The following is a 20,725-nucleotide window of genomic DNA, read 5'->3' as shown; positions in this document are numbered from 1 at the left end:
ATGGTAGAGCATGAAGCCAGCGAAAACACGCCAAATCCTGACTGCGCCGCGCTCCTGGCAGGATATGCCCTGGGGCGACTATTTCCGCGACGCGTTAACCCAGCAACTGCAACCGTATCTCGGCAAGCTGTACGGCTTTCATATGCTTAAAATTGGCAGCCTCAGCGCAGAAATCAATACCCGCCAGTGTGCCATATCGCATCAGGTTAATGTGGGCGATGAGGGCGATGGGCTGCACGTCATCGCCAGCGCAACACAGTTGCCGTTTGAAGCCAAATCGATTGATGCCTGTCTGCTGGCGCACACGCTGGCCTGGAGCCAGGATCCGCACCGCGTACTGCGCGAAGTGGATCGTGTACTGATTGATGACGGCTGGATGATTATCAGCGGCTTCAATCCATTCAGCCTGCTGGGCATCAGTAAAGGCCTGCCCGGATTACAGCGCCGCGCACCGTGGAGCGGACGGATGTTCAGCCAGGTGCGCCTGCTCGACTGGCTGAGCTTACTCAACTATGAAGTGGTGTATCGTACGCGTTTTCAGGTGGTGCCGTGGCACCGCCAGGGCGGCAAGATGATCAGCACGCACCTGCCGGCGCTGGGCTGTCTGAATATCGTGGTTGCGCGTAAGCGCACCTTCCCGCTGACGCCGGGCAAAGTGAAGATGATGCCCGGCAAAACCCAGTTACGGCCAGCGGTCAATGCCACGCGGCAGTTTCGTGAAGCCAGCGATCAGGACTCAACCTGATAGCCAATATCGTCGAGGGAAGGATTGCCGGCAGCGCTGCGTGCCAGTTCATCGCAGCGTTCGTTCTCCGGATGACCGGCATGACCTTTTACCCACTCCCACTGAATCTGATGGGTACTGAGCGCCGCGTCGAGTCGCTGCCACAGATCAACGTTCTTCACCGGCTTCTTTTCTGCGGTTTTCCAGCCGCGCTTTTTCCAGTTGTGAATCCAGCTGGTGATGCCCTGACGCACATACTGGCTGTCGGTGCTGAGCACCACGTCACACGGCTGGGTCAGCGCTTCCAGTGCCACAATGGCCGCCATCAGCTCCATGCGATTATTGGTAGTAAGGCGATAGCCGGCGCTGAATAATTTCTCGTGCTGGCGATAGCGAAGAATGGCGCCGTAGCCGCCGGGACCGGGATTGCCCAGGCAGGATCCATCGGTGAATATTTCTACCTGTTTGCGCATCTCTGGTAGACTTCCTTCTGACAAAACGCCAAGTCTGACATAAAACGAGTCCTATGAGCACTGCAAATAACCGCCAGATCGTCCTCGATACCGAAACCACCGGCATGAACATGATCGGGGTGCATTACGAAGGACATCGCATCATTGAAATCGGTGCGGTTGAGGTGATCAACCGTCGCCTGACCGGCAACAACTTCCATATGTATCTCAAGCCCGATCGGCTGGTGGATCCGGAAGCGTTCGGCGTACACGGTATTGCCGATGAATTCCTCGCCGATAAACCGACCTTTGCGCAAATCGCCGACGATTTCCTCGATTACATTCGCGGCGCGGAGCTGGTGATCCATAACGCTTCGTTCGACATCGGCTTTATGGATTACGAATTTTCCATGCTGCAGCGCGACATCGGCAAGACAGAAACCTTCTGTCAGATCACCGATAGCCTGGCGATGGCGCGTAAAATGTTCCCGGGCAAGCGCAACAGCCTGGATGCGCTGTGTAACCGTTTCGAGATCGACAACAGCAAACGTACGCTGCACGGCGCTTTGCTTGATGCCGAGATTCTGGCCGAAGTGTTCCTCACTATGACCGGCGGCCAGACCTCGCTGGCGTTTTCGATGGAAGGCGAGCAGAGCAATCAGGTGGCAGGCGAGCACATTCAGCGCATCGTTCGTCCGGGCGCCGGCCTGCGCGTGGTTAGCGCCAGCGATGAAGAGATAATGGCGCATGAGAGCCGGCTCGATCTGGTGCAAAAGAAGGGCGGCAGCTGCCTGTGGCGCGCCTGAAGCCGCTGATTTTGCGTGGAAAAGCGTCGTTAAGCTGAAAAAACCGGCAAACGAGAGATTCCCCTGCAAAAAGCGTTGACGAGGGATGAGGCTGCCATTAATATGCGCCTCGTTCCCGACGGGGAACAAAGCGCGGAGCGGTAGTTCAGTTGGTTAGAATACCTGCCTGTCACGCAGGGGGTCGCGGGTTCGAGCCCCGTCCGTTCCGCCAATCTCTTTAAAGAAGCCGATGCAGCAATGCATCGGCTTTTTGCTTTTCTAAATCATACCCATCTGGCGTACGGTCGCCATTCATGGCGACCGCCAGCGCATTAATCCTTCTGTACCGCCACTTCCGCACGATAGGTGGCTTGCGGCACCTCACGTTCAGCGCGCGCCAGCCAGCGGTAGCAGCCAGCGCCCAGTGCCACGCCGATGAACCAGCTGAAGTTCGCCACCGCGTGCAGGGACGGAATAAAGCTAATCACCAGACAAATGCCGACGGAAGGCAGCAGTGCAGCAATCGCTTTCGGATTGAAACCGCCGCGATACCAGTAGCGGCCTTTTGGCGTATCGTTGAACAGGTCATCAACGTATACCTTGCTGCGTTTGATCAGGTAGAAATCGGCGATCAGAATGCCAAACAGTGGCCCGATAAACGATCCCAGCACATCCAGCGTGTAGTGAATCAGTTCCGGCGACTGGAACAGATTCCACGGCGTCAGCAGCACTGAACCCACGGCGGCGATCATACCACCGGCGCGGAAGCTGATCTTCTGCGGTGAGCAGTTAGAGAAATCGAACGCTGGCGAAACGAAGTTCGCCACGATATTGATGCCGATGGTGGCGGTAATCATGGTCAGCAGCCCGATAGCGACCGCCACATCGTTGCCTACCATGCTTACGGTTTCGATCGGGTCGGTGATCATTTTGCCAAACAGCGACTGAGTACCCGAGACAATGACCACGGTCACAATCGAAAACAGCAGGAAGTTAAACGGCAGGCCCCAGCGGTTGCCGCGGCGAATCTCACCCATGCTTTTGCCGTAGCGCGAGAAGTCACCAAAGTTGAGCAGCGGACCGGAGAAATAAGAGACCACCAGCGCGGTCGCGGTAATCATCTGCCAGGTTTGCTCGCCCGCGCTCAGTGATTTACTGGCGAGGGTGAAGGAGATACCGTCAAAACCGGTTTTGTATACAATCCAGCCCGCCAGCGCCACCATCACTACGTATACCGCCGGACCGGCGATATCAATAAAGCGTTTAATCGCGCTCATGCCGTGCCAGAACACCATCGCCTGTAGCAGCCACATTACGCCGAAACAGCACCATCCAAGCTGCGACAGGCCGAGCCAGCTGCTCTGCGTCATGCTGCTTAACGACGGGTAGAACTTCAGCAGCACCAGCATCAGCGCATTCGCCGCCAGATAGGTCTGAATACCGTACCAGGCGAAGGCGATCAGCCCGCGAATCACCGCCGGGATGTTGGCCCCGAACACGCCAAATGCCTGACGCGAAATCACCGCATAAGGCACGCCGGCCATCTGGCTCGGCTTCGCCACCAGGTTGGCGCACAGCTGCACGATGCAAATTCCCACCAGCAGACACAGCAGCACCTGCCAGCTGGCCAGACCGAGGGTGAAGAAGCTGGCCGCCACCACATAGCCCCCCATGCTGTGCACGTCCGACATCCAGAACGAAAAAATGTTGTACCACGACCAGCTCTGGTTGCGGGTCGGTGCCAGGTCGTCGTTACACAGACGCGGGCTGTAATGGGCGTTGGCTTCAGAGGCCACCGCAGAGGTCACTTCAGAATGATTTGGCATGAAACCTGCTCCTCTTAACTTCATGGAAAAATAATGACAGCGTGAAACGGTATTGCAGGATCCAGGCCAGAATTGATTTCTTGTATACAAAAAATGAATTTCACGTATACGATGTCTGCATACAGTCACTTGCCGGAGCGGGTAATGAAGAGTGAAACAGGCCAGAAAACGGCTGCCGATCTGAATGACGGAGACGAACCTATCTATCAGGCGTTGCTGAACGCCATCGTGGAGCACCAGCTGCCGCCGGGCAGCAAATTGCCGGAAGAGGCACTGTCGGAGGTGTTTGGCGTCAGCCGCACCGGCATTCGTAAGGTGCTGCAGCGCCTCGCGGCGGTGCAAATGATCACCCTGTCGCCCAGACGTGGTGCACAGGTGGCGACGCCGGGCGTGGAGGAAGCGCGCGACATCTTCGCCACGCGCAGCCTGCTGGAGTGCGCCAATCTGCCGGCGGTGCTGGCGCATCTGCAGCCGCCGCATCTCGCCGCGCTCAGTGGCTTAATTGCCGACGAGCAGCAGGCGCACCAGCAGCACGACGGGGCGGCCGCCATCCGTCTGTCTGCGGCTTTTCATATCCAGCTGCAGGCGATTTCCGGCAATCAGGTGCTGACTGACATGGTGACGCGCCTGACGCAGCGCTCCTCACTGGTGATCGCCGCTTACGGTGCACCGTGGCAGCGCGGCTGTCGTTGCGATCATCACGATCGGCTGGTGGATCTGCTGCGGCAAAACGATCTGCCGGCGTTAACCACGGCGCTGCAGCATCACTTCGAACATATCGTCGCCAGCCTGCACTTTGAGCGCAGCGGCGAAACCCTGCCTGATTTCACCCGGTTATTTGCCGGTCATAAAGGAGCGGCATCATGAGCCTGATCCAGGTGATCAACCCGAATACCAGCGCCGCCATGACGGCGACCATCGGCGCAGCGGCACGCGCCGTGGCCGCGCCTGGCACGGAGATTGTGGCGGTGTGCCCGAGCGAGGGCGTGCCCTCCATTGAAGGACACTTTGATGAAGCGATTGCCGCGGTGGGCGTGCTGGAACAGGTAAAACGCGGCAAAGAGCAGGGCGTCAGCGGCCATATCATCGCCTGCTTTGGCGATCCGGGACTGCTGGCGGCGCGCGAACTGGCGAGCGGACCGGTGATTGGCATTGCCGAAGCGGCGATGCACACCGCGACGCTGGTGGCGACGCGCTTTTCGATTGTCACCACGCTGCCGCGCACGCTGGTGATCGCCCGCCATCTGCTGCAGCAGTACGGATTCAGCCATCACTGTGCCGCGCTGCACGCTATTGACCTGCCGGTGCTGGCGCTTGAGGACGGCAGCGGCGTCGCGCAGGAGAAAGTGCGCGAGCGCTGCCTGCAGGCGAAACGTGAAGATGGCAGCGGCGCGATTGTGCTGGGCTGCGGCGGCATGGCGTCGCTGGCGCAGGATCTGACTAAAGAGCTGGGCCTGCCGGTGATTGATGGCGTCAGTGCGGCGGTGAAAATGGTCGAGTCATTACTGGCGCTGGGCTTTGGTACCAGCAAACACGGCGATCTGGCTTACCCGATTAAAAAACCGCTCAGCGCGGCATTTCAGCACCTAAACTAAGGGCTGGTTGAGGACTGATGACAGGAACTTGCAGAATGAGTGATGTATCTGAAAAGAAAGAGTACAGCTTCAACAAAAATTATCCGCGCGATCTGATTGGCTATGCGGGCCAGCCGCCGCACGCGCAGTGGCCGGGTGAGGCGCGGGTGGCGGTGCAGTTCGTGCTCAACTATGAAGAGGGCGCTGAAAACAATGTGCTGCACGGTGACGCGGGCTCTGAGCAGTTTCTCTCCGACATCATCGGTGCCGCCAGCTATGCCGATCGCCACATGTCGATGGATTCCCTGTATGAGTACGGCTCGCGTGCCGGTTTCTGGCGCATCCATCAGGAGTTTCAGCAGCGCGGCCTGCCGCTGACCATCTTTGGCGTCGCGATGGCGCTGGCGCGGCATCCGCAGATTGTCGAGGCCATCAAAGCCGCCGATTACGATGTGGTCAGCCACGGCTGGCGCTGGATTCACTATCAGGGGATGGATGCCAAAACCGAGCGTCAGCACATGCAGCAGGCAGTGGACGTGCTCACCGAGTTATTCGGTAAAGCGCCCACCGGCTGGTATACCGGGCGCGACAGCCCCAATACGCGGCGGCTGGTGGTCGAGCAGGGCGGCTTCAGCTACGACAGCGATTACTACGGTGACGATCTGCCGTTCTGGACGCAGGTCACCTGTCAGGACGGCACGGTGAAGCCGCATCTGATCATTCCCTACACGCTGGAGTGCAACGACATGCGCTTCGCCACGCCGCAGGGATTCAACACCGCCGAGCAGTTCTATACCTATCTGCGCGATACCTTTGATGTGCTGTATGAAGAGGGCGCGACGGCGCCGAAGATGATGTCGATTGGCATGCACTGCCGTCTGCTGGGGCGTCCGGGGAAATTCCGCGCGCTGCAGCGTTTCCTCGACCATATCCAGCAGCACGACAAGGTGTGGGTGTGCACGCGTCAGCAGATTGCCGATCACTGGATGAAGACGCATCCGGCTGCCTGAGCGGCCTTACCTTTCACGGATGTCAGGTCGTTTTTGCCCTCTCTTGCCAGGAGAGGGCAACACTCGCGCCTGCGTCAGCTCATCAAACTCACCTGCGCCGCCACGATGCGCCAGCCGCACGGCAGCCGTACCCAGGTCTGCTGCTGACGGCCAGTCTTCTCCACGCCCTCGCGGGTGAACTCGGTGCTGCATACCGCATAGTCATCGCCAAAAGTGGTGATGACCGTATTGCGCAGGGTGCGATCGAGCCCCTTTGACGGACGCGCCGCGCGAAAGGCGCGAATCTCCTCAATCCCGTACAGATTCTCTCCGGCACCGAGTCGCACCGTACGCGCATCGTGCCAGAACAACTCGTCCAGCACGACGACATCATTGCTCACCAGCGCCTGCTCGTAGCGGTAAAACGCGGCGGTGACTTCAGCCAGTATCGCCGGACGATCGATATGTTCAGGTGTCATCTTCAGGCATCCATAAAAGAGGTTTGTGGCAGCGTCACACCCTGCTGCTGCAGTGTCCAGGCGGCGCGCAGCGCCAGCTGTTCGTTAAACGGCGCGGCAATCAGTTGCAGGCCAATCGGTAAGCCGCTGGCAGTGAGCAGCGGTACGCTACACACCGGCAGGCCGAGGAACGAAATCGGCTGCGTCAGCATGCCCATGCTGGCGCGTGTCGGCAAATCCTGACCGTTGATGTGAATGGTTTCCTGGCCGATGGTGGTGGCGGTACAGGGCGTCGCCGGGGCGATCAGCACGTCGTAATGGTCGAACAGCGGCAGCACCTGCTGCTGGAAGTGACGGCGGAAACGCTGGGCCTGCACATACCACGCGGCGGGCAGCATCGTGCCCGCCAGCAGGCGTTCGCGTGAATTCGGCTCAAAGCGTTCTGGCTGGGTGCGCAGCGCTGGCAGATAGTGATTGCCGCCTTCCGCGGCGGTCATGATAAACGCGGCCGAGCGCGCCAGTTCGGCCTGGGGCAGCGTCACTTCTTCTGTCGCGCCGAGCGCGCTGGCCGCTACCGCCACCGCCGCGCGCGCCTCATCGCTGCACCAGTCAGCAAAAAAGCCGCCCAGCACCGCGCTGCGCAGCTTTTCGCTGCCTGCAGAGAGCCTGTCACTGACCGGTTCCGCAGGGCGCGCCGCCTGAAACGCATCGCTGGCGTCGCCGCCTTGCAGCGCATCGTAGACCAGACTCAAATCTTCCACCGAGCGGGCAAACGGACCGATGTGGTCGAGGCTGGCGACAAACGGGTGGCTGCCGCTGCGCGACAGACGACCAAAGGTAGGTTTCAGGCCGAAAATGCCGCACAGCGAAGCAGGCACGCGAATCGAGCCGTTGGTGTCGGTGCCGAGTGAAAAGTGCACCAGCCCGGCAGCGACGGCTGCCGCGGAACCGCCAGATGAGCCGCCGGCCACGCGCGACAGATCGCGCGGGTTGCGGGTGGCACCATAATGGGTGTTCTCGGTGGTAAAGCCGTAAGCGTAGGCGTCCATATTCAGCATGCCGGAGAGCAGCGCGCCGCTCTGCTGCAGCTTAGAGACCGCCCACGCATCCTGCTGTGCCACCGGCCGCTCGCTGAACAGGCTGGCACCGGCAAGCGTGCTGTGACCGGCGACGTCAAACAGGTTTTTTACCGCATAGGGAATGCCAGCCAGCGCCGGCAGCGGCTCGCCGCGCTGACGCTGCTGATCCAGCCGATCGGCTTCCCGCAGCATGCGCTGCGCGGTGACGGCGGTCCAGGCGTTGATGGCCGGGTTATGCTGTTCAATGGCGGCCAGCGTCTGCTGTGCGATGTCGTGCGCGCTGAGATCGCCCTGCGCCAATGCCTGCTGCAGCTGGCTAATCGATAAGGCTGCCAGCGTCATGGATGAAATACTCCCGCCACTTCCAGGCGATCGTCCAGCGGCAGCGCCATCAACGGCTGCGCCATTGCGGCGATACGGTTAAACTGCGTCAGCAGTTCGGCGCGGCGCGTGTCGTCCAGCTCCAGCGCCAGAATCTGTTCCATTTGGGCGATATAGGTTGCCCAGTCCGGTTGTGCACTCATGATTGTCTCCGTTAAAAACCGGCAGCGCTGCCGTTGCTGCGCGGATCAAACGCGCCTTCCAGCATGCCATTGTTGTGTCTGACGATGGCGCCGGCGTGGCCCACCACTTCACTGTATTCAGCCAGCAGTTCGACCTCATGACCGAGCGCGCGCAGCTGCTGCACGGTTTCAGGCGCGATGCGCGCCTCCAGCTTGAGGGAGTCTGAGGATTGGCCCCAGGTGCGGCCAAGCAGCCAGCGCGGTGCGCTGACCGCCTGCTGCAGCGGCTGGCTCTGAATGACATAGCGGGTAAAGATCGCCGCCTGGGTTTGCGGCTGGCCATCACCCCCCATCGAGCCGTACACCAGCGTGCGGCCATCTTTCAGGCGTGCAGCCGCTGGATTGAGCGTATGGAACGGCTGTTTGCCCGGTGCCAGCGTCAGCAGGTGATCCGGCTGCAGGCTGAACGCCGCGCCACGGTTTTGCCAGGTAATACCGGTGCCGGGCAGCACGACGCCGCTGCCAAATTCGTGGTAAATGCTCTGGATAAAGGAGACAGCCAGGCCGCTGCTGTCCATCACTCCCATCCACACGGTATCGCCCGGTCCGCGTCCGGTGCCCCAGGGCGCGGCGCGATCGTCCTGCACCTGCGCGGCCAGCGTGCCGAGATGATCGGCATTCAGCAGCGACTGCACATCAATCGCCATGTGACGCGGATCGGTGATGTGTTGATCGCGCAGGGCAAAGGCCTGTTTGGTGGCTTCAACGATGCGGTGCACTGTCTGCGCTTCACTGGCGTCGGTCATCGCCAGACGATCGGTGATCCCGAGGATCGCCAGCGATACCAGCCCCTGCGTTGGCGGCGTCATGTTCCAGATATCGCCTTCGCTGTGCGCGAGGTGCAGCGGCGTGCAGCGCCGGGCGCGCTGCCGGTGTAAATCGTCCAGCGTAATCGGCATGCCGAGCGCGCCCATTTCGCGTGCCAGATGGTGCGCCAGCTCACCGCGATAAAAGCTCTCCAGCCCTTGCTCGCTCAGCACGCTCAGCGTCTGTGCCAGTGCCGGCTGGGTAAAACGACTGCCGGCGGCGGGCTGTGCGCCATCAGGCAGAAAGGTGGCAGCAAAACCGGGCTGATGTTGCAGCTCATGCTGTTTTGCCGCCGTCGCTGCCGCCTGGGAGGCGGTGACCGGAATGCCATCGGCCGCATAGCGAATCGCATCGCGCAGCAAACGGCTCAGCGGCAGCGGCGTTGCGCCCAGCTCCTGCGCCAGCGTCAGCGCTTCCTGCCAGCCGCTGACGGTGCCGGCGACCGTCAGTGCCGCTTTAGGGCCGCGATGCGGGATATGGCTTTCGCCGTGGTAGAAGTCGGGGTGCGCCAGCGAGCCGGCAGCACCGCTGGCATCGATGGCAACCGGATCACCGCCGGGCGGCACCACCAGCCAGAAGCCGTCGCCGCCAAGGCCATTCATGTGCGGATAGACCACCGCGATGGTCGCCGCGGCCGCCACCATCGCTTCCAGCGCGTTGCCGCCTTCACGCAGTACCGCCAGTGCGCTTTCACTGGCAAGGTGATGCGGCGTCACCGCCATGCCCATCGGGGCCATATTGCTCTGAATCATAGTGAACTGTTCCCGGATTATTCTTTTGTAGCGGCGCGGTTTATCGCGCTGGATAGGGAAAACAAGCGCAATAAATTGTGCCGCTACCTGTCTGTACCATTGGTAAAGCAAGAGCCGTTCCAGTTTTGGTGTTACGCCAGCCTGGATCGATTTATGCTAGCTTGTGATGAAACGAAAGTTACAGGACCGATGATGAAACAGCTCGATGAACGCCTTCGCAGTCACTATCCGCAACTGTCGCCGCAGGAGCAGCGCATTGCTGACTTTGTGTTTGACCATTTTGATGATCTGATTAGCTATAACAGCGCTGAGCTGGCGCGGCTCAGCGGCGTATCAAAGGCCACGGTAAGCCGGCTGTTCAAACGCCTCGGCTATGAAAAATACAAAGACATGCGTGACGAGCTGCGCACCCTGCGCCAGAGCGGAATGCCGCTGACCGATAACCGCGACGCGGTGCAGGGCAACACGCTGCTGTCGCGTCATTATAAGCAGGAGATGGCGAACCTGACGCAGTGGGTCAACAGCATTGACGCCCGGCAGTTTAGCGAGGTGATTGCCGCGCTGGGCGCCGCACGGCGGGTGTTCATCATTGGGATGCGCAACGCGTATCCGGTGGCGCTGCATCTGCGTCAGCAGCTGCTGCAGGCGCGCGCTCAGGTGCAGGTGTTGCCGCAGCCCGGCCAGACGCTGGGCGAAGAGCTGGTGGACATGACGCCGGAAGATGTGGTGGTGGTGATGGCGTTTCGCCGTCGGCCACGCATCATCCGTCCATTGATGCAGCAGCTGCAGCAGAGCGGCATCCCGGTACTGGTGCTGTGCGAACCCCAGGCGCAGGGCATTCTCACCCTGGCGCGCTGGCAGCTGTGCGCACCGCTCGACAGCGTTTCCGCCTTTGACAGCTACGCCTCGGCAATGAGCCTGATCAACCTGCTGGCCAACGCGCTGCTGCACGAAATGCTGTCGCAGGGGCGTCAGCGCATCCATCAGATTGCCGATCTTTACCAGCAGCTCGACGAGCTGGAACACCGCTAAAGGGCACCGTTTTGGTGCTTTGCACCTTTTTTGATCGCGTCTGCTAACGGGGTGATCCTCGTTAAGATGCGCCCTCAGCCGCCTTAAATCCTCCGCTTAGCCGCTGCGTTTGCTGACCGTTGTGGTTGGCACATTAGTTGCAAATCAAATTATCAAGAATCTTTTGTTTCACCATTAACTCACCGGGGTGCATAATGAACAAAGTATTACTGGCAGTAGCAGGGGCAGCATTGCTGCTGGCGCAGGCAGGCAGCGCCATGGCCGATCAGCTGCAGGATATCCAGAAGCGTGGCGTGATTCGCGTGGCGGTGCCGCAGGACTTCCCGCCGTTTGGCTCGGTCGGTACCGATCTGCAGCCGCAGGGCTATGACATCGACATGGCGAAATACCTCGCGAAGCAGATGAAACTGAAGTTGCAGCTGGTGCCGGTGACCAGCGCTAACCGCGTACCGTATCTGCAGACCGATAAAGTCGACCTGGTGATCTCCAGCATGGGCAAAAACGCCGAGCGCGAAAAAGTGATCGACTTCAGCCGCGCCTACGCACCGTTCTTCCTCGGCGTGTTCGGCCCGAAAGGCGAGACGCTGAAAGATGCGGCGGCGCTGAGCGGTAAATCGATTGGCGTAACGCGCGGTGCGGTAGAGGACATGGTGCTGAGCGATGTCGCCCCGAAAGATGCCCAGGTGAAGCGCTACGAAGATAACAACACCACGCTGTCCGCCTATCTCTCCGGTCAGGTGCAATATGTCGCCACCGGAAACCTGGTGGTCGCGGCGATTGCGCGCCAGAACGCGGAAAAAGCCCCGGTGCCGCAGTTTATGCTGAAAGATTCACCGTGCTTTATCGGCCTGAAAAAGAATGAGCCAGCGCTGAAAGAGAAAGTGAACGCACTGATTGAGCAGGGTATTAAAGACGGCACGCTGAACAAGCTGTCGGAAGAGTGGCTGAAAGCGCCGCTGCCTGCCAACCTCGGCGCATAACAGGAACGGCCAATGATTGGGCAACTTAACTTTGCAGATCTCTGGCCGCACTGGCCAGAGCTGCTGGCCGGACTGTGGGTCACGGTGCAGCTTACGGTGCTGGCGACGGTGGGCGGTGTCGGACTGGGTATTCTCGGCGCGGCACTGCGCAGCGGCAAACCGGGCTGGGCCAGCCGCCTGTGGGGCATCTACGTCGAGTTGATTCGCAACACGCCGTTTGTGGTACAGCTGTTTTTTATCGTGTTTGGTCTGCCTAATCTCGGGCTGAAACTGACGGCCGGTGAAGCGGCGCTGCTGGCGATGCTGATTAACCTTGGTGCCTATAGCACTGAAATCATCCGTGCCGGTATCCAGGTCACGCCGCGCGGGCAGTGGGAAGCGGGGCGCGTGCTCGGGCTGAGCCGCACGCAAACCTTCATCCGCGTGGTGCTGCCGCCCTCGCTGCAGCGCATTTATCCGGCGCTGGTCAGCCAGTGCATCATTGTGATGCTCGGCTCGTCGGTGGTGTCGCAGGTCTCGTATGAAGAGCTGACGTTTGCCGCCAACCTTATTCAGTCGCGCACCTTTTTGAGTTTTGAAGTCTATCTGGTGACCACGCTGATCTATCTGGCGTTGTCGATTGCCATGCGTCAGCTGCTGCTGGCGCTGGGTCGCAAATGGTTTGGAGCGCAGCCGGCATGACAACGTTTACTGACTGGGACATCCTGCGCAACCTGCTGCTGGCGGCGCGCTGGACGATTTTGCTGTCGCTGGTGGCCTTTTTCGGCGGCACGCTGGTGACACTGCCGCTGCTGTTTCTGCGTCTGCTGCAGCGTCGCTGGCTCACCCGCCTGATCCGCTGCTACACCGAGCTGTTTCAGGGCACGCCGCTGCTGATGCAGCTGTTTCTCGCTTTCTTCGGCGTCGGCCTGTTCGGCATCGACGTCGCGCCCTGGACGGCAGCGTCGCTGGCGCTGACGCTGTATACCAGCGCGTTTTTACTGGATATCTGGTACGGCAGCATTCGCGCGCTGCCAAAAGGGCAGTGGGAAGCGTCGCGCTGCCTCGGACTGAACTTTGGCCAGACGCTGTATCGCGTGGTGGCACCGCAGGCGATCCGCATCGCCATCGCGCCGACCGTTGGCTTTGCCGTGCAGGTGATCAAGGGCACCGCGCTGGCGTCGATTATCGGCTTTGTCGAGCTGACCAAAGCCGGCACCATTCTCAACAATGTGACGTATCAGCCCTTCAAGGTGTTTGGCCTGGTGGCGCTCGGTTACTTCCTGATGTGTTATCCGCTGTCGCGTTACAGCCAGTACCTGGAGAAAAAATTCAATGCCGCTCATCACCATTAATCAGGTCCAGAAGTACTACGGTGATAACCACGTACTGAAAGGGGTCGATCTGGATATCGACAACGGCGAAGTGATTTCCATCATTGGTCGCAGCGGATCTGGCAAAAGTACCCTGCTGCGCTGCATGAACGGGCTGGAAGGCTATCAGGAAGGCAGTATTAAACTGGGCGGCATGACGATTACCGATCGTGAATCGCAGGCGCGTGAAATCAGCCGCTCGGTGGGCATGGTGTTTCAGAACTTCAACCTGTTTCCGCACATGACCGCGCTGGAAAACGTGATGCTGGCACCGCGCCGCGTGCTGAAAAAGAGCGAGGCGGAGTGCCGCACGCTGGCCACGCAGATGCTGGAAAAAGTCGGGCTCGGCGAACGCCTCAATTACTACCCGGCTAACCTGTCGGGCGGTCAGCAGCAGCGCGTGGCGATTGCCCGCGCGCTGGCGATGCAGCCAAAAGTTTTACTCTGTGACGAAATCACCTCGGCGCTCGATCCGGAGCTGGTGGGTGAAGTACTGAAAGTGCTGGAGCAGCTGGCCGCCGAAGGCATGACGCTGATTCTCGTCACCCATGAAATGAACTTCGCCCGCGACGTGGGCGACCGCGTGGTGTTTATGCATCAGGGACGCGTGTGGGAGCAGGGCGACAGCAAAACGCTGTTTGCGAATCCACAAACCGCCGAGCTGAAGCAGTTTATTTCGACCGTGCGTCTGTAACCGAACAATAAGGAACCCCTCATGGATATCAGCCAGTTCTCGCAAATCAATCCGCCACAGCGTCTGCTGATGGGACCGGGCCCGATCAACGCCGATCCGCGCGTGCTGCGCGCCATGTCGAGCCAGCTGCTTGGGCAGTACGATCCGGCGATGACGCACTATATGAACGAGGTGATGGCGCTGTATCGTGGCGTATTCCGCACTGAAAACCGCTGGACCCTGCTGATTGATGGCACCTCACGCGCCGGTATCGAAGCCATCCTGCTGTCGGCGATTCGTCCGGGCGATAAAGTGCTGGTGCCGGTGTTCGGCCGCTTCGGCCATCTGCTGTGCGAAATCGCCCGTCGCTGCCGCGCGGAAGTCCATACCATCGAGGTGCCGTGGGGCGAGGTATTTACCCCGGATCAGATCGAAGATGCGATCAAAAAAGTCAAACCGCGCCTGCTGCTGACGGTGCAGGGCGATACCTCAACCACCATGCTGCAACCGCTGGAGCAGCTCGGCGCCATTTGTCGCCAGTACGGCGTGCTGTTGTACACCGATGCCACCGCATCGCTGGGCGGCAATCCGCTGGAAACCGATGCCTGGGGGCTGGATGCGGTCTCTGCCGGGATGCAGAAATGCCTCGGCGGTCCGTCCGGCACCTCGCCGATCACCCTGAGCCCGCAAATGGAAGCGGTGATCCGCCAGCGTAAGTGCGTGGAGCAGGGCATCCGCACCGACGCACATCAGGATGGCGACGACGAGATGATCTACTCCAACTACTTCGATCTCGGCATGATCATGGATTACTGGGGACCGGAGCGGCTCAACCATCATACCGAAGCCACCTCGGCGCTGTTTGGCGCACGCGAATGTGCTCGTCTGATCCTGCAGGAAGGGCTGGATAACGGCATCGCGCGTCACAAGCTGCACGGTGATGCGCTGCTGAAAGGTATTCAGGGCATGGGGCTGGAAACCTTTGGCGATCTCAGACATAAGATGAATAACGTGCTTGGCGTGGTGATCCCGCAGGGCATCAACGGCGACCAGGTACGCAAATTGATGCTGGACGATTTCGGCATTGAGATTGGCACCTCGTTCGGTCCGCTGCACGGCAAAGTGTGGCGCATCGGCACCATGGGCTACAACGCGCGCAAAGATTGCGTGATGCTGACGCTGAGCGCGCTGGAGTCCGTGCTGAATCACGTCGGTTTCCGCACCACTCAGGGCGCGGCGCTGCAGGCTGCCTGGGACCACTACGGGAGCCACGCATGAGTCATAGCCTGATGAGCGCCGGTGAGGCGCAGTCAGCGGCGGCGCGGGTGATGGCGCGCTGTGACGCGCTGGCAGCGATCAGTGAAAGCGAAGAGGGACTGACCCGCGTCTATCTGTCGCCGGAGCAGGTGCGCGCCAACGCGCGCGTTGCTGAGTGGATGCAGGCGGCAGGTATGCACACCTGGCAGGATGCGGTCGGCAATATCTGCGGTCGCTATGAAGCGGCGGAGCCGGGCGCACCGGCGCTGCTGCTCGGCTCGCACCTCGATACCGTGCGCAACGCCGGACGCTACGACGGTATGCTGGGCGTGCTCAGCGCCATCGAAACCGTGCAGTGGCTGCACGACCATCAGCAGCGCCTGCCGCTGGCGATTGAAATTGTCGGCTTCGGCGATGAAGAGGGCACGCGCTTTGGCATCACGCTGCTTGGCAGCCGCGGCCTCACCGGCAACTGGCCGGAGAGCTGGGTGTCACATCCGGACGGTAACGGTATTACGGTGGCGCAGGCGATGCAGGACCTCGGCCTGGACGCGGCGCTGATCCCGCAGGCGGCACGTGAGGTGAGCGACATTGTGGCTTATCTCGAACTGCACATTGAGCAGGGACCGTGTCTGGAACAGGACGATCTGGCGCTTGGTGTGGTGACGGCGATTAACGGCGCGCGCCGTCTTAACTGCCGCTTTGTCGGAGAGGCCGGTCATGCCGGCACGGTGCCGATGACGCACCGCAAAGACGCGCTGGCAGCAGCGGCAGAGTGGATGGTGTTTGTTGAACAGGCCACGCAGGATCAGGATGCGCAGCTGGTGGCAACGGTGGGCACGCTGAGCTGTCTGCCGGGCGCCGTTAACGTTATCCCCGGCGAGGTGCAGCTGTCGCTCGACGTGCGCGGACCGCAGGATGAACCGCTGGAACGTCTGCTCTCAAGCCTGCTGACCCAGGCGGAAGCCATCGCGCTGCGGCGCGGGCTCAGCTTCAGCGCTAACGAGTACTATCGCATCGCGGCCACCGCCTGTGATACGCGGCTGCAGCAGGCGCTGAGCCATGCGGTAGAAACCGTGCAGGGGCGCAGTCTGGCGCTGCCCAGCGGAGCCGGTCACGACGCGATCGCGATGGCTGAGCGCTGGCCGGTGGGCATGCTGTTTGTGCGTAACCATCGCGGTATCAGCCATCATCCGGCGGAATCGGTGCAGGTGGCCGATGTGGCGCTCGGCGTGCAGGCCTATCTGCAGGCGGTATGCGATCTGGCGCGCAGCTAAAGGAGCCGGGAAATGGATCTGAACGATTTTAATCAGGCGAGCGTCGCGCAGGCGCAGGCGGCGATTGCCCACTGCGTGGCGATTCCCGCCTGGCAGCAGGCGCTGGTGGCGGCGCGGCCGTTCGCCAGCCTGACGGCGCTGTACACCACGGCGCAACAGCTGGCGCTTGCGTGGCAGGGCGACGCCTTGCAACAGGCGCTGAGCGCCCATCCGCGCATCGGCGAAAAAGCGCAGGGCGCGGGTAAAGAGGCCGCGCTGTCGCAGCAGGAACAGGCAGCGATGCAGCAGGCTAACGGCGCGCTGCAGCTGGCGATGCTGGCCGGTAATGAGCGCTATGAGCAGCGCTTCGGCCGGGTGTTTCTGATTCGCGCCAAAGGGCGCAGCGGTGAACAGATGCTGGCGGAATTGCAGCGCAGGCTCAACAATGATGAAGAGACTGAGCAGCAGGAAGCGCTGGCGCAGCTGCGGGAAATTACCCTGTTACGGCTTAAGGAGAGCATTACATGAGCACCATCACCACCCATATTCTCGACACCGCGCTGGGCAAACCGGCGATTGGCGTCGCGATGTCGCTGGAGCAGAACAGCCCTGAGGGATGGCTGCCAGTGGCCGAGGGCGAAACCGACAGCGACGGGCGCATCAAAGATCTCACGCCTGAACCGCTGGCGCCGGGCCACTATCGCTTAACCGCGGAGATCGGTGACTATTTCGCCGCCGACGGGCGTGATGCGCTGTACGTCAGCGCGCAGATTGATTTTGTGATTGGCTCCGCCGGCAGCCATTATCACCTGCCGTTCCTCATTTCCCCGTGGTCGTGGTCGACCTACCGCGGAAGTTAATCCAGGTCGCCATAAATGGCGCAATGCTTGTCTGTTAAATTGTAAATCCGCTTAACAACGGTTGCGTTTTGGTAGCGGCGCAATTTATTGCGCGATGAATCGCGCCGCTACGAATCTTGTGCGACTTGCAGTACCGGCTTTATACCCTCTCAGGCCCGCTGAAATTCGTGCTCTCTATCACAAACCTCGCGCTTGAAAGCCAGTAACTATCAAAACCTTCGGTCCATCCAAATATATTCTGCAACACGGTGCGGTTATCTTAACCGGACAACGTGAAGCCAATGGAGCCGAGAAATGAGCACGCCCGAAAATAATGATAATGCAGCCGCCTCAGGAAAATGCCCCTTTCATCATGGAGCATCGGAAGAGAAAAGCGTTTTAGCGCGTGGCGCCGGAAGCGGGACCACTAACCGCGACTGGTGGCCAAACATGCTGCGCGTCGATCTGTTAAACCAGCATTCCAGCCGTTCTAACCCCCTCAGTGACACTTTCAACTACCGTGAAGAATTCAGCAAACTGGATTACGCCGCGCTGAAAGCCGACATTCGTGCGCTGCTGACCGACTCGCAATCCTGGTGGCCTGCCGACTGGGGCAGCTACATCGGCTTGTTTATCCGTATGGCATGGCACAGCGCCGGCACCTACCGCACCATCGACGGTCGCGGCGGTTCCGGGCGTGGTCAGCAGCGCTTTGCGCCGCTCAACTCCTGGCCGGATAACGTCAGCCTCGACAAAGCGCGTCGTCTGCTGTGGCCGGTGAAACAGAAGTATGGCCAGAAAATCTCCTGGGCGGATCTCTACATTCTTGCCGGTAACGTGTCGCTGGAAAACGCCGGCTTCCGTACCTTTGGCTTTGGTGCCGGTCGTGAAGATGTCTGGGAACCGGACATGGACGTGGACTGGGGACATGAGACCGAATGGCTGGCGCACCGCCATCCGGAAAGCCTGGCAAACGCGCCGCTCGGTGCGACGGAAATGGGCCTGATCTACGTGAACCCGGAAGGTCCGGAAGCCAGCGGCGATCCGCGCTCGGCGGCACCGGCGATTCGCGCTACCTTCGGCAACATGGGCATGAACGACGAAGAGATCGTCGCGCTGATTGCCGGCGGTCACACGCTGGGTAAAACGCACGGTGCCGCTGCGGCCAGCCACGTGGGCGTCGATCCGGAAGCCTCGCCGCTGGAAGCGCAGGGTCTGGGCTGGCACAGCAGCTACGGCAGCGGTGCCGGTGCCGATGCCATTACTTCCGGTCTGGAAGTGGTATGGACGCAAACCCCAACGCAGTGGAGCAACTACTTCTTCGAGAACCTGTTCAAATATGAGTGGGTACAAACGCACAGCCCGGCGGGCGCGATTCAGTTCGAAGCGGTTGATGCCGAAGCGATTATCCCGGATCCGTTCGATCCAGAGAAAAAACGCAAGCCGACCATGCTGGTCACCGACCTGACGCTGCGCTTCGATCCGGAGTTCGGGAAGATTTCGCGTCGTTTCCTCAACGATCCGCAGGCGTTCAACGAAGCCTTCGCCCGTGCCTGGTTTAAACTGACGCACCGCGATATGGGACCAAAAGCGCGTTACCTCGGTCCGGAAGTGCCGAAGGAAGATCTGCTGTGGCAGGATCCGTTACCGCAGGCCACGCATCAGCCGACGCCGGATGACATCACCGATCTGAAAGCAAAAATTGCCGCTTCGGGTCTGAGCGTCAGCCAGCTGGTCTCTGCGGCCTGGGCGTCAGCTTCCACCTTCCGTGGCGGCGACAAGCGCGGCGGCGCGAACGGGGCCCGTCTGGCGCTGGCGCCACAGAACGGCTGGGCGGTCAACGCCAGCGTCACCCGTGATGTGCTGCCGGTGCTGCAAAAGATTCAGCAGGAGTCAGGTAAAGCGTCGCTGGCGGATGTGATTGTGCTGGCGGGCAGCGTCGGGATTGAGCAGGCGGCAGCAGCGGCAGGTGTCGCGGTGCAGGTGCCGTTCACGCCGGGCCGCGTGGATGCGCGTCAGGACCAGACGGATGTCGAGTCATTCAACGTACTGCAGCCGCTGGCCGATGGTTTCCGTAACTATCGCCGCGTACAGGGCGGTTCTTCCACCGAAACCCTGCTGCTGGACAAAGCGCAACAGCTGACGCTGAGCGCGCCAGAACTGACGGTACTGCTGGGTGGTCTGCGCGTGCTGGGCACCAACTTCGACGGCAGCGCGCACGGCGTGTTTACCGATCGCGTGGGCGTGCTGAGCAACGACTTCTTCATCAATCTGCTGGATATGCGCACCGCATGGCGCGCCACCGATGAGAGCGCTGAGCTGTTCGAAGGCCGCGATCGTCAGAGCGGAGAAGTGAAGTACAGCGCCACCCGCGCCGATCTGGTGTTTGGTTCTAACGCCATCCTGCGCGCGCTGGCGGAAGTTTACGCCAGCAGCGATGCGAAGCAGAAGTTCGTTAACGACTTCGTGGCCGCCTGGACCAAAGTGATGAACCTCGACCGGTTCGATCTGTAATCCCCTGAGCCGCAGCGTCATGCGCTGCGGCTTATTCCTGTTTATGCCTCACGAAATGCCTCAAACGGCAGATTAAAGCGTCGCGCCAGCGCCGCCTTATGCTTATCCGTTAATCTGCGCTCGCCTTTCAGAATGCGATTCACATACGAACGCTGACCGATTTCTGCCACGAAAGAGGATTGATTCAGACCGTGCTGGTCCATCAGCACCCGCAGCAGCGCCACGCCGCCCGGCAGCGCCTGAGTGCGCGCATTAAACGCGGCAAATTCCGCTGCGGTTTCTTCATACTTCGCGACTTTAACGGCCAGCATCTCGATCAGCGGATGCCCCGGCTGATGCTCAACCAGGTATTCCACCAGTTCAAGCGCCTGTTCATAATCGGCTCTGGACTGACTTCCGCCCAGCAGCGGCACGGCTTTAATCAGATTGTTGGAGGCCTGAATCGCTTCGCTAATCATTCTTTGTTCTCCCGGTAATGCTTAACCAGCTTGTCATACTCAGCATGCGTCACGATATGCTTTACGAAGACTCTTTTTGCCACAAAATCCGCAAAGAACATCAGCCGGAGATTGTTGCCGCCGACATTAATTACCCACCATTTTTCCCGATACTTCATGCGATCCAGGCTGGGAAACCAGGCTTTTAACGCCTGTGGATCGGCAAAATCATGGCCGCTTAATAGTCGGTAAGTGGCATCCAGTGCTGCGGCATCATTAGGAAATCTCTGTGTCGCTTCGTTAAACACTTTCCTTGAGATAATGTGCATCATTCCCTCGAACTGTTCCAGGGTGGAAACATTGTAACGCACAACAT

22 protein-coding genes, 1 tRNA gene and 1 pseudogene are annotated in these 20,725 nt (G+C 60.3%); 16 read left to right on the top strand and 8 right to left on the bottom strand.

Annotated elements, in window-relative coordinates; all coding sequences use genetic code 11:
* The first annotated feature begins 10 nt into the window (after window positions 1–10).
* Window positions 11–745, top strand: a complete 735-nt coding sequence (locus tag OXR61_RS22295; RefSeq protein ID WP_021507307.1) for a class I SAM-dependent methyltransferase — start codon at window positions 11–13, stop codon at window positions 743–745.
* On the opposite strand, the pseudogene rnhA reads toward OXR61_RS22295, so the two are convergent.
* Window positions 730–1,297, bottom strand: a pseudogene (rnhA, locus tag OXR61_RS22290) (ribonuclease HI). The gene OXR61_RS22295 and the pseudogene rnhA sit on opposite strands and share 16 nt — an antisense overlap.
* Between rnhA and dnaQ the strand changes: the two are divergent.
* Both dnaQ and OXR61_RS22280 read left to right on the top strand, forming a co-directional pair.
* A complete protein-coding gene (gene dnaQ / locus OXR61_RS22285; protein ID WP_267412555.1) occupies window positions 1,251–1,982 on the top strand; it encodes a DNA polymerase III subunit epsilon in 732 nt (243 codons plus the stop codon). The pseudogene rnhA and the gene dnaQ sit on opposite strands and share 47 nt — an antisense overlap.
* A 134-nt stretch (window positions 1,983–2,116) precedes the next feature.
* Window positions 2,117–2,193, top strand: a tRNA-Asp gene (locus OXR61_RS22280).
* 100 nt (window positions 2,194–2,293) lie between these two features.
* Here OXR61_RS22280 and OXR61_RS22275 read toward each other — a convergent pair.
* Window positions 2,294–3,787 (bottom strand): NCS1 family nucleobase:cation symporter-1, encoded by a 1,494-nt coding sequence (locus OXR61_RS22275; RefSeq protein WP_021507305.1) that lies wholly within the window; start codon window positions 3,785–3,787, stop codon window positions 2,294–2,296.
* Window positions 3,788–3,931: 144 nt separating this feature from the next.
* On the opposite strand from OXR61_RS22275, the gene OXR61_RS22270 reads away from it, so the two are divergent.
* The 3 genes from OXR61_RS22270 to puuE are packed head-to-tail and all read left to right on the top strand — an operon-like array spanning window position 3,932 to window position 6,371.
* Window positions 3,932–4,654: a GntR family transcriptional regulator gene (locus OXR61_RS22270; protein WP_021507304.1), complete on the top strand. Its 723-nt coding sequence runs from the start codon at window positions 3,932–3,934 to the stop codon at window positions 4,652–4,654.
* Entirely contained in the window at window positions 4,651–5,382 is a 732-nt protein-coding gene (hpxA, locus tag OXR61_RS22265; RefSeq protein ID WP_021507303.1) for an allantoin racemase, read from the top strand. Before OXR61_RS22270 ends, hpxA begins: the two co-directional genes overlap by 4 nt.
* Before the next feature lie 35 nt (window positions 5,383–5,417).
* Window positions 5,418–6,371, top strand: a complete 954-nt coding sequence (gene puuE / locus OXR61_RS22260; RefSeq protein ID WP_021507302.1) for an allantoinase PuuE — start codon at window positions 5,418–5,420, stop codon at window positions 6,369–6,371.
* A 74-nt stretch (window positions 6,372–6,445) separates the two neighbouring features.
* On the opposite strand, the gene hpxZ is transcribed toward puuE, so the two are convergent.
* The 4 genes from hpxZ to OXR61_RS22240 are packed head-to-tail and all read right to left on the bottom strand — an operon-like array spanning window position 6,446 to window position 10,009.
* On the bottom strand, window positions 6,446–6,829 hold the full coding sequence (gene hpxZ / locus OXR61_RS22255; RefSeq protein WP_021507301.1) for an oxalurate catabolism protein HpxZ: 384 nt from the start codon (window positions 6,827–6,829) through the stop codon (window positions 6,446–6,448).
* A 2-nt stretch (window positions 6,830–6,831) separates the two neighbouring features.
* Window positions 6,832–8,229, bottom strand: a complete 1,398-nt coding sequence (locus OXR61_RS22250) for an AtzE family amidohydrolase (RefSeq protein WP_021507300.1) — start codon at window positions 8,227–8,229, stop codon at window positions 6,832–6,834.
* Window positions 8,226–8,411, bottom strand: a complete 186-nt coding sequence (gene hpxX / locus OXR61_RS22245; protein WP_010616983.1) for an oxalurate catabolism protein HpxX — start codon at window positions 8,409–8,411, stop codon at window positions 8,226–8,228. Before hpxX ends, OXR61_RS22250 begins: the two co-directional genes overlap by 4 nt.
* A gap of 11 nt (window positions 8,412–8,422) precedes the next feature.
* Window positions 8,423–10,009 carry a gamma-glutamyltransferase family protein gene (locus tag OXR61_RS22240; protein WP_021507299.1) on the bottom strand — a complete coding sequence of 529 codons (1,587 nt, stop codon included), beginning with the start codon at window positions 10,007–10,009 and terminating at the stop codon, window positions 8,423–8,425.
* Window positions 10,010–10,201: 192 nt separating this feature from the next.
* On the opposite strand from OXR61_RS22240, the gene hpxU reads away from it, so the two are divergent.
* The 10 genes from hpxU to katG all read left to right on the top strand — a co-directional run bounded on the left by hpxU (window position 10,202) and on the right by katG (window position 19,912).
* The gene (gene hpxU, locus OXR61_RS22235; RefSeq protein WP_021507298.1) at window positions 10,202–11,041 is read left to right on the top strand and encodes a MurR/RpiR family transcriptional regulator HpxU; all 840 of its coding nucleotides are present in this window, start codon (window positions 10,202–10,204) and stop codon (window positions 11,039–11,041) included.
* Between the two features lie 194 nt (window positions 11,042–11,235).
* The gene (locus OXR61_RS22230; protein WP_031279673.1) at window positions 11,236–12,021 is read left to right on the top strand and encodes a transporter substrate-binding domain-containing protein; all 786 of its coding nucleotides are present in this window, start codon (window positions 11,236–11,238) and stop codon (window positions 12,019–12,021) included.
* 12 nt (window positions 12,022–12,033) lie between these two features.
* On the top strand, window positions 12,034–12,702 hold the full coding sequence (locus OXR61_RS22225; protein WP_021507296.1) for an amino acid ABC transporter permease: 669 nt from the start codon (window positions 12,034–12,036) through the stop codon (window positions 12,700–12,702).
* Window positions 12,699–13,355, top strand: a complete 657-nt coding sequence (locus OXR61_RS22220) for an amino acid ABC transporter permease (RefSeq protein ID WP_021507295.1) — start codon at window positions 12,699–12,701, stop codon at window positions 13,353–13,355. The genes OXR61_RS22225 and OXR61_RS22220 overlap by 4 nt, the downstream gene beginning before the upstream one ends.
* Window positions 13,336–14,067, top strand: a complete 732-nt coding sequence (locus tag OXR61_RS22215; RefSeq protein WP_021507294.1) for an amino acid ABC transporter ATP-binding protein — start codon at window positions 13,336–13,338, stop codon at window positions 14,065–14,067. The genes OXR61_RS22220 and OXR61_RS22215 overlap by 20 nt, the downstream gene beginning before the upstream one ends.
* A 21-nt stretch (window positions 14,068–14,088) precedes the next feature.
* Window positions 14,089–15,324, top strand: a complete 1,236-nt coding sequence (locus tag OXR61_RS22210) for an alanine--glyoxylate aminotransferase family protein (RefSeq protein WP_021507293.1) — start codon at window positions 14,089–14,091, stop codon at window positions 15,322–15,324.
* Window positions 15,321–16,580: an allantoate amidohydrolase gene (gene hpxK / locus OXR61_RS22205; RefSeq protein ID WP_021507292.1), complete on the top strand. Its 1,260-nt coding sequence runs from the start codon at window positions 15,321–15,323 to the stop codon at window positions 16,578–16,580. The genes OXR61_RS22210 and hpxK overlap by 4 nt, the downstream gene beginning before the upstream one ends.
* Before the next feature lie 12 nt (window positions 16,581–16,592).
* Entirely contained in the window at window positions 16,593–17,087 is a 495-nt protein-coding gene (gene uraD / locus OXR61_RS22200) for a 2-oxo-4-hydroxy-4-carboxy-5-ureidoimidazoline decarboxylase (RefSeq protein ID WP_021507291.1), read from the top strand.
* Window positions 17,084–17,419 carry a hydroxyisourate hydrolase gene (gene uraH, locus OXR61_RS22195; protein ID WP_021507290.1) on the top strand — a complete coding sequence of 112 codons (336 nt, stop codon included), beginning with the start codon at window positions 17,084–17,086 and terminating at the stop codon, window positions 17,417–17,419. The genes uraD and uraH overlap by 4 nt, the downstream gene beginning before the upstream one ends.
* Before the next feature lie 294 nt (window positions 17,420–17,713).
* Window positions 17,714–19,912 carry a catalase/peroxidase HPI gene (katG, locus tag OXR61_RS22190; RefSeq protein ID WP_031279672.1) on the top strand — a complete coding sequence of 733 codons (2,199 nt, stop codon included), beginning with the start codon at window positions 17,714–17,716 and terminating at the stop codon, window positions 19,910–19,912.
* A 41-nt stretch (window positions 19,913–19,953) separates the two neighbouring features.
* On the opposite strand, the gene OXR61_RS22185 is transcribed toward katG, so the two are convergent.
* Together OXR61_RS22185 and OXR61_RS22180 are read right to left on the bottom strand one after the other, a co-directional pair.
* Window positions 19,954–20,370 carry a transcriptional regulator gene (locus OXR61_RS22185; protein ID WP_021313564.1) on the bottom strand — a complete coding sequence of 139 codons (417 nt, stop codon included), beginning with the start codon at window positions 20,368–20,370 and terminating at the stop codon, window positions 19,954–19,956.
* On the bottom strand, window positions 20,367–20,678 hold the full coding sequence (locus OXR61_RS22180; protein WP_031279671.1) for a type II toxin-antitoxin system HigB family toxin: 312 nt from the start codon (window positions 20,676–20,678) through the stop codon (window positions 20,367–20,369). The genes OXR61_RS22185 and OXR61_RS22180 overlap by 4 nt, the downstream gene beginning before the upstream one ends.
* Between the last annotated feature and the right edge of the window lie 47 nt (window positions 20,679–20,725).

Origin of the sequence: Pantoea sp. GM_Pan_4 (genome assembly GCF_026541005.1) — a bacterium.
Taxonomy (GTDB): domain Bacteria; phylum Pseudomonadota; class Gammaproteobacteria; order Enterobacterales; family Enterobacteriaceae; genus Pantoea; species Pantoea dispersa.
The sequence above is the reverse complement of the archived record's forward strand: the minus strand, read 5'-3'. Positions and strand labels throughout refer to the sequence as shown.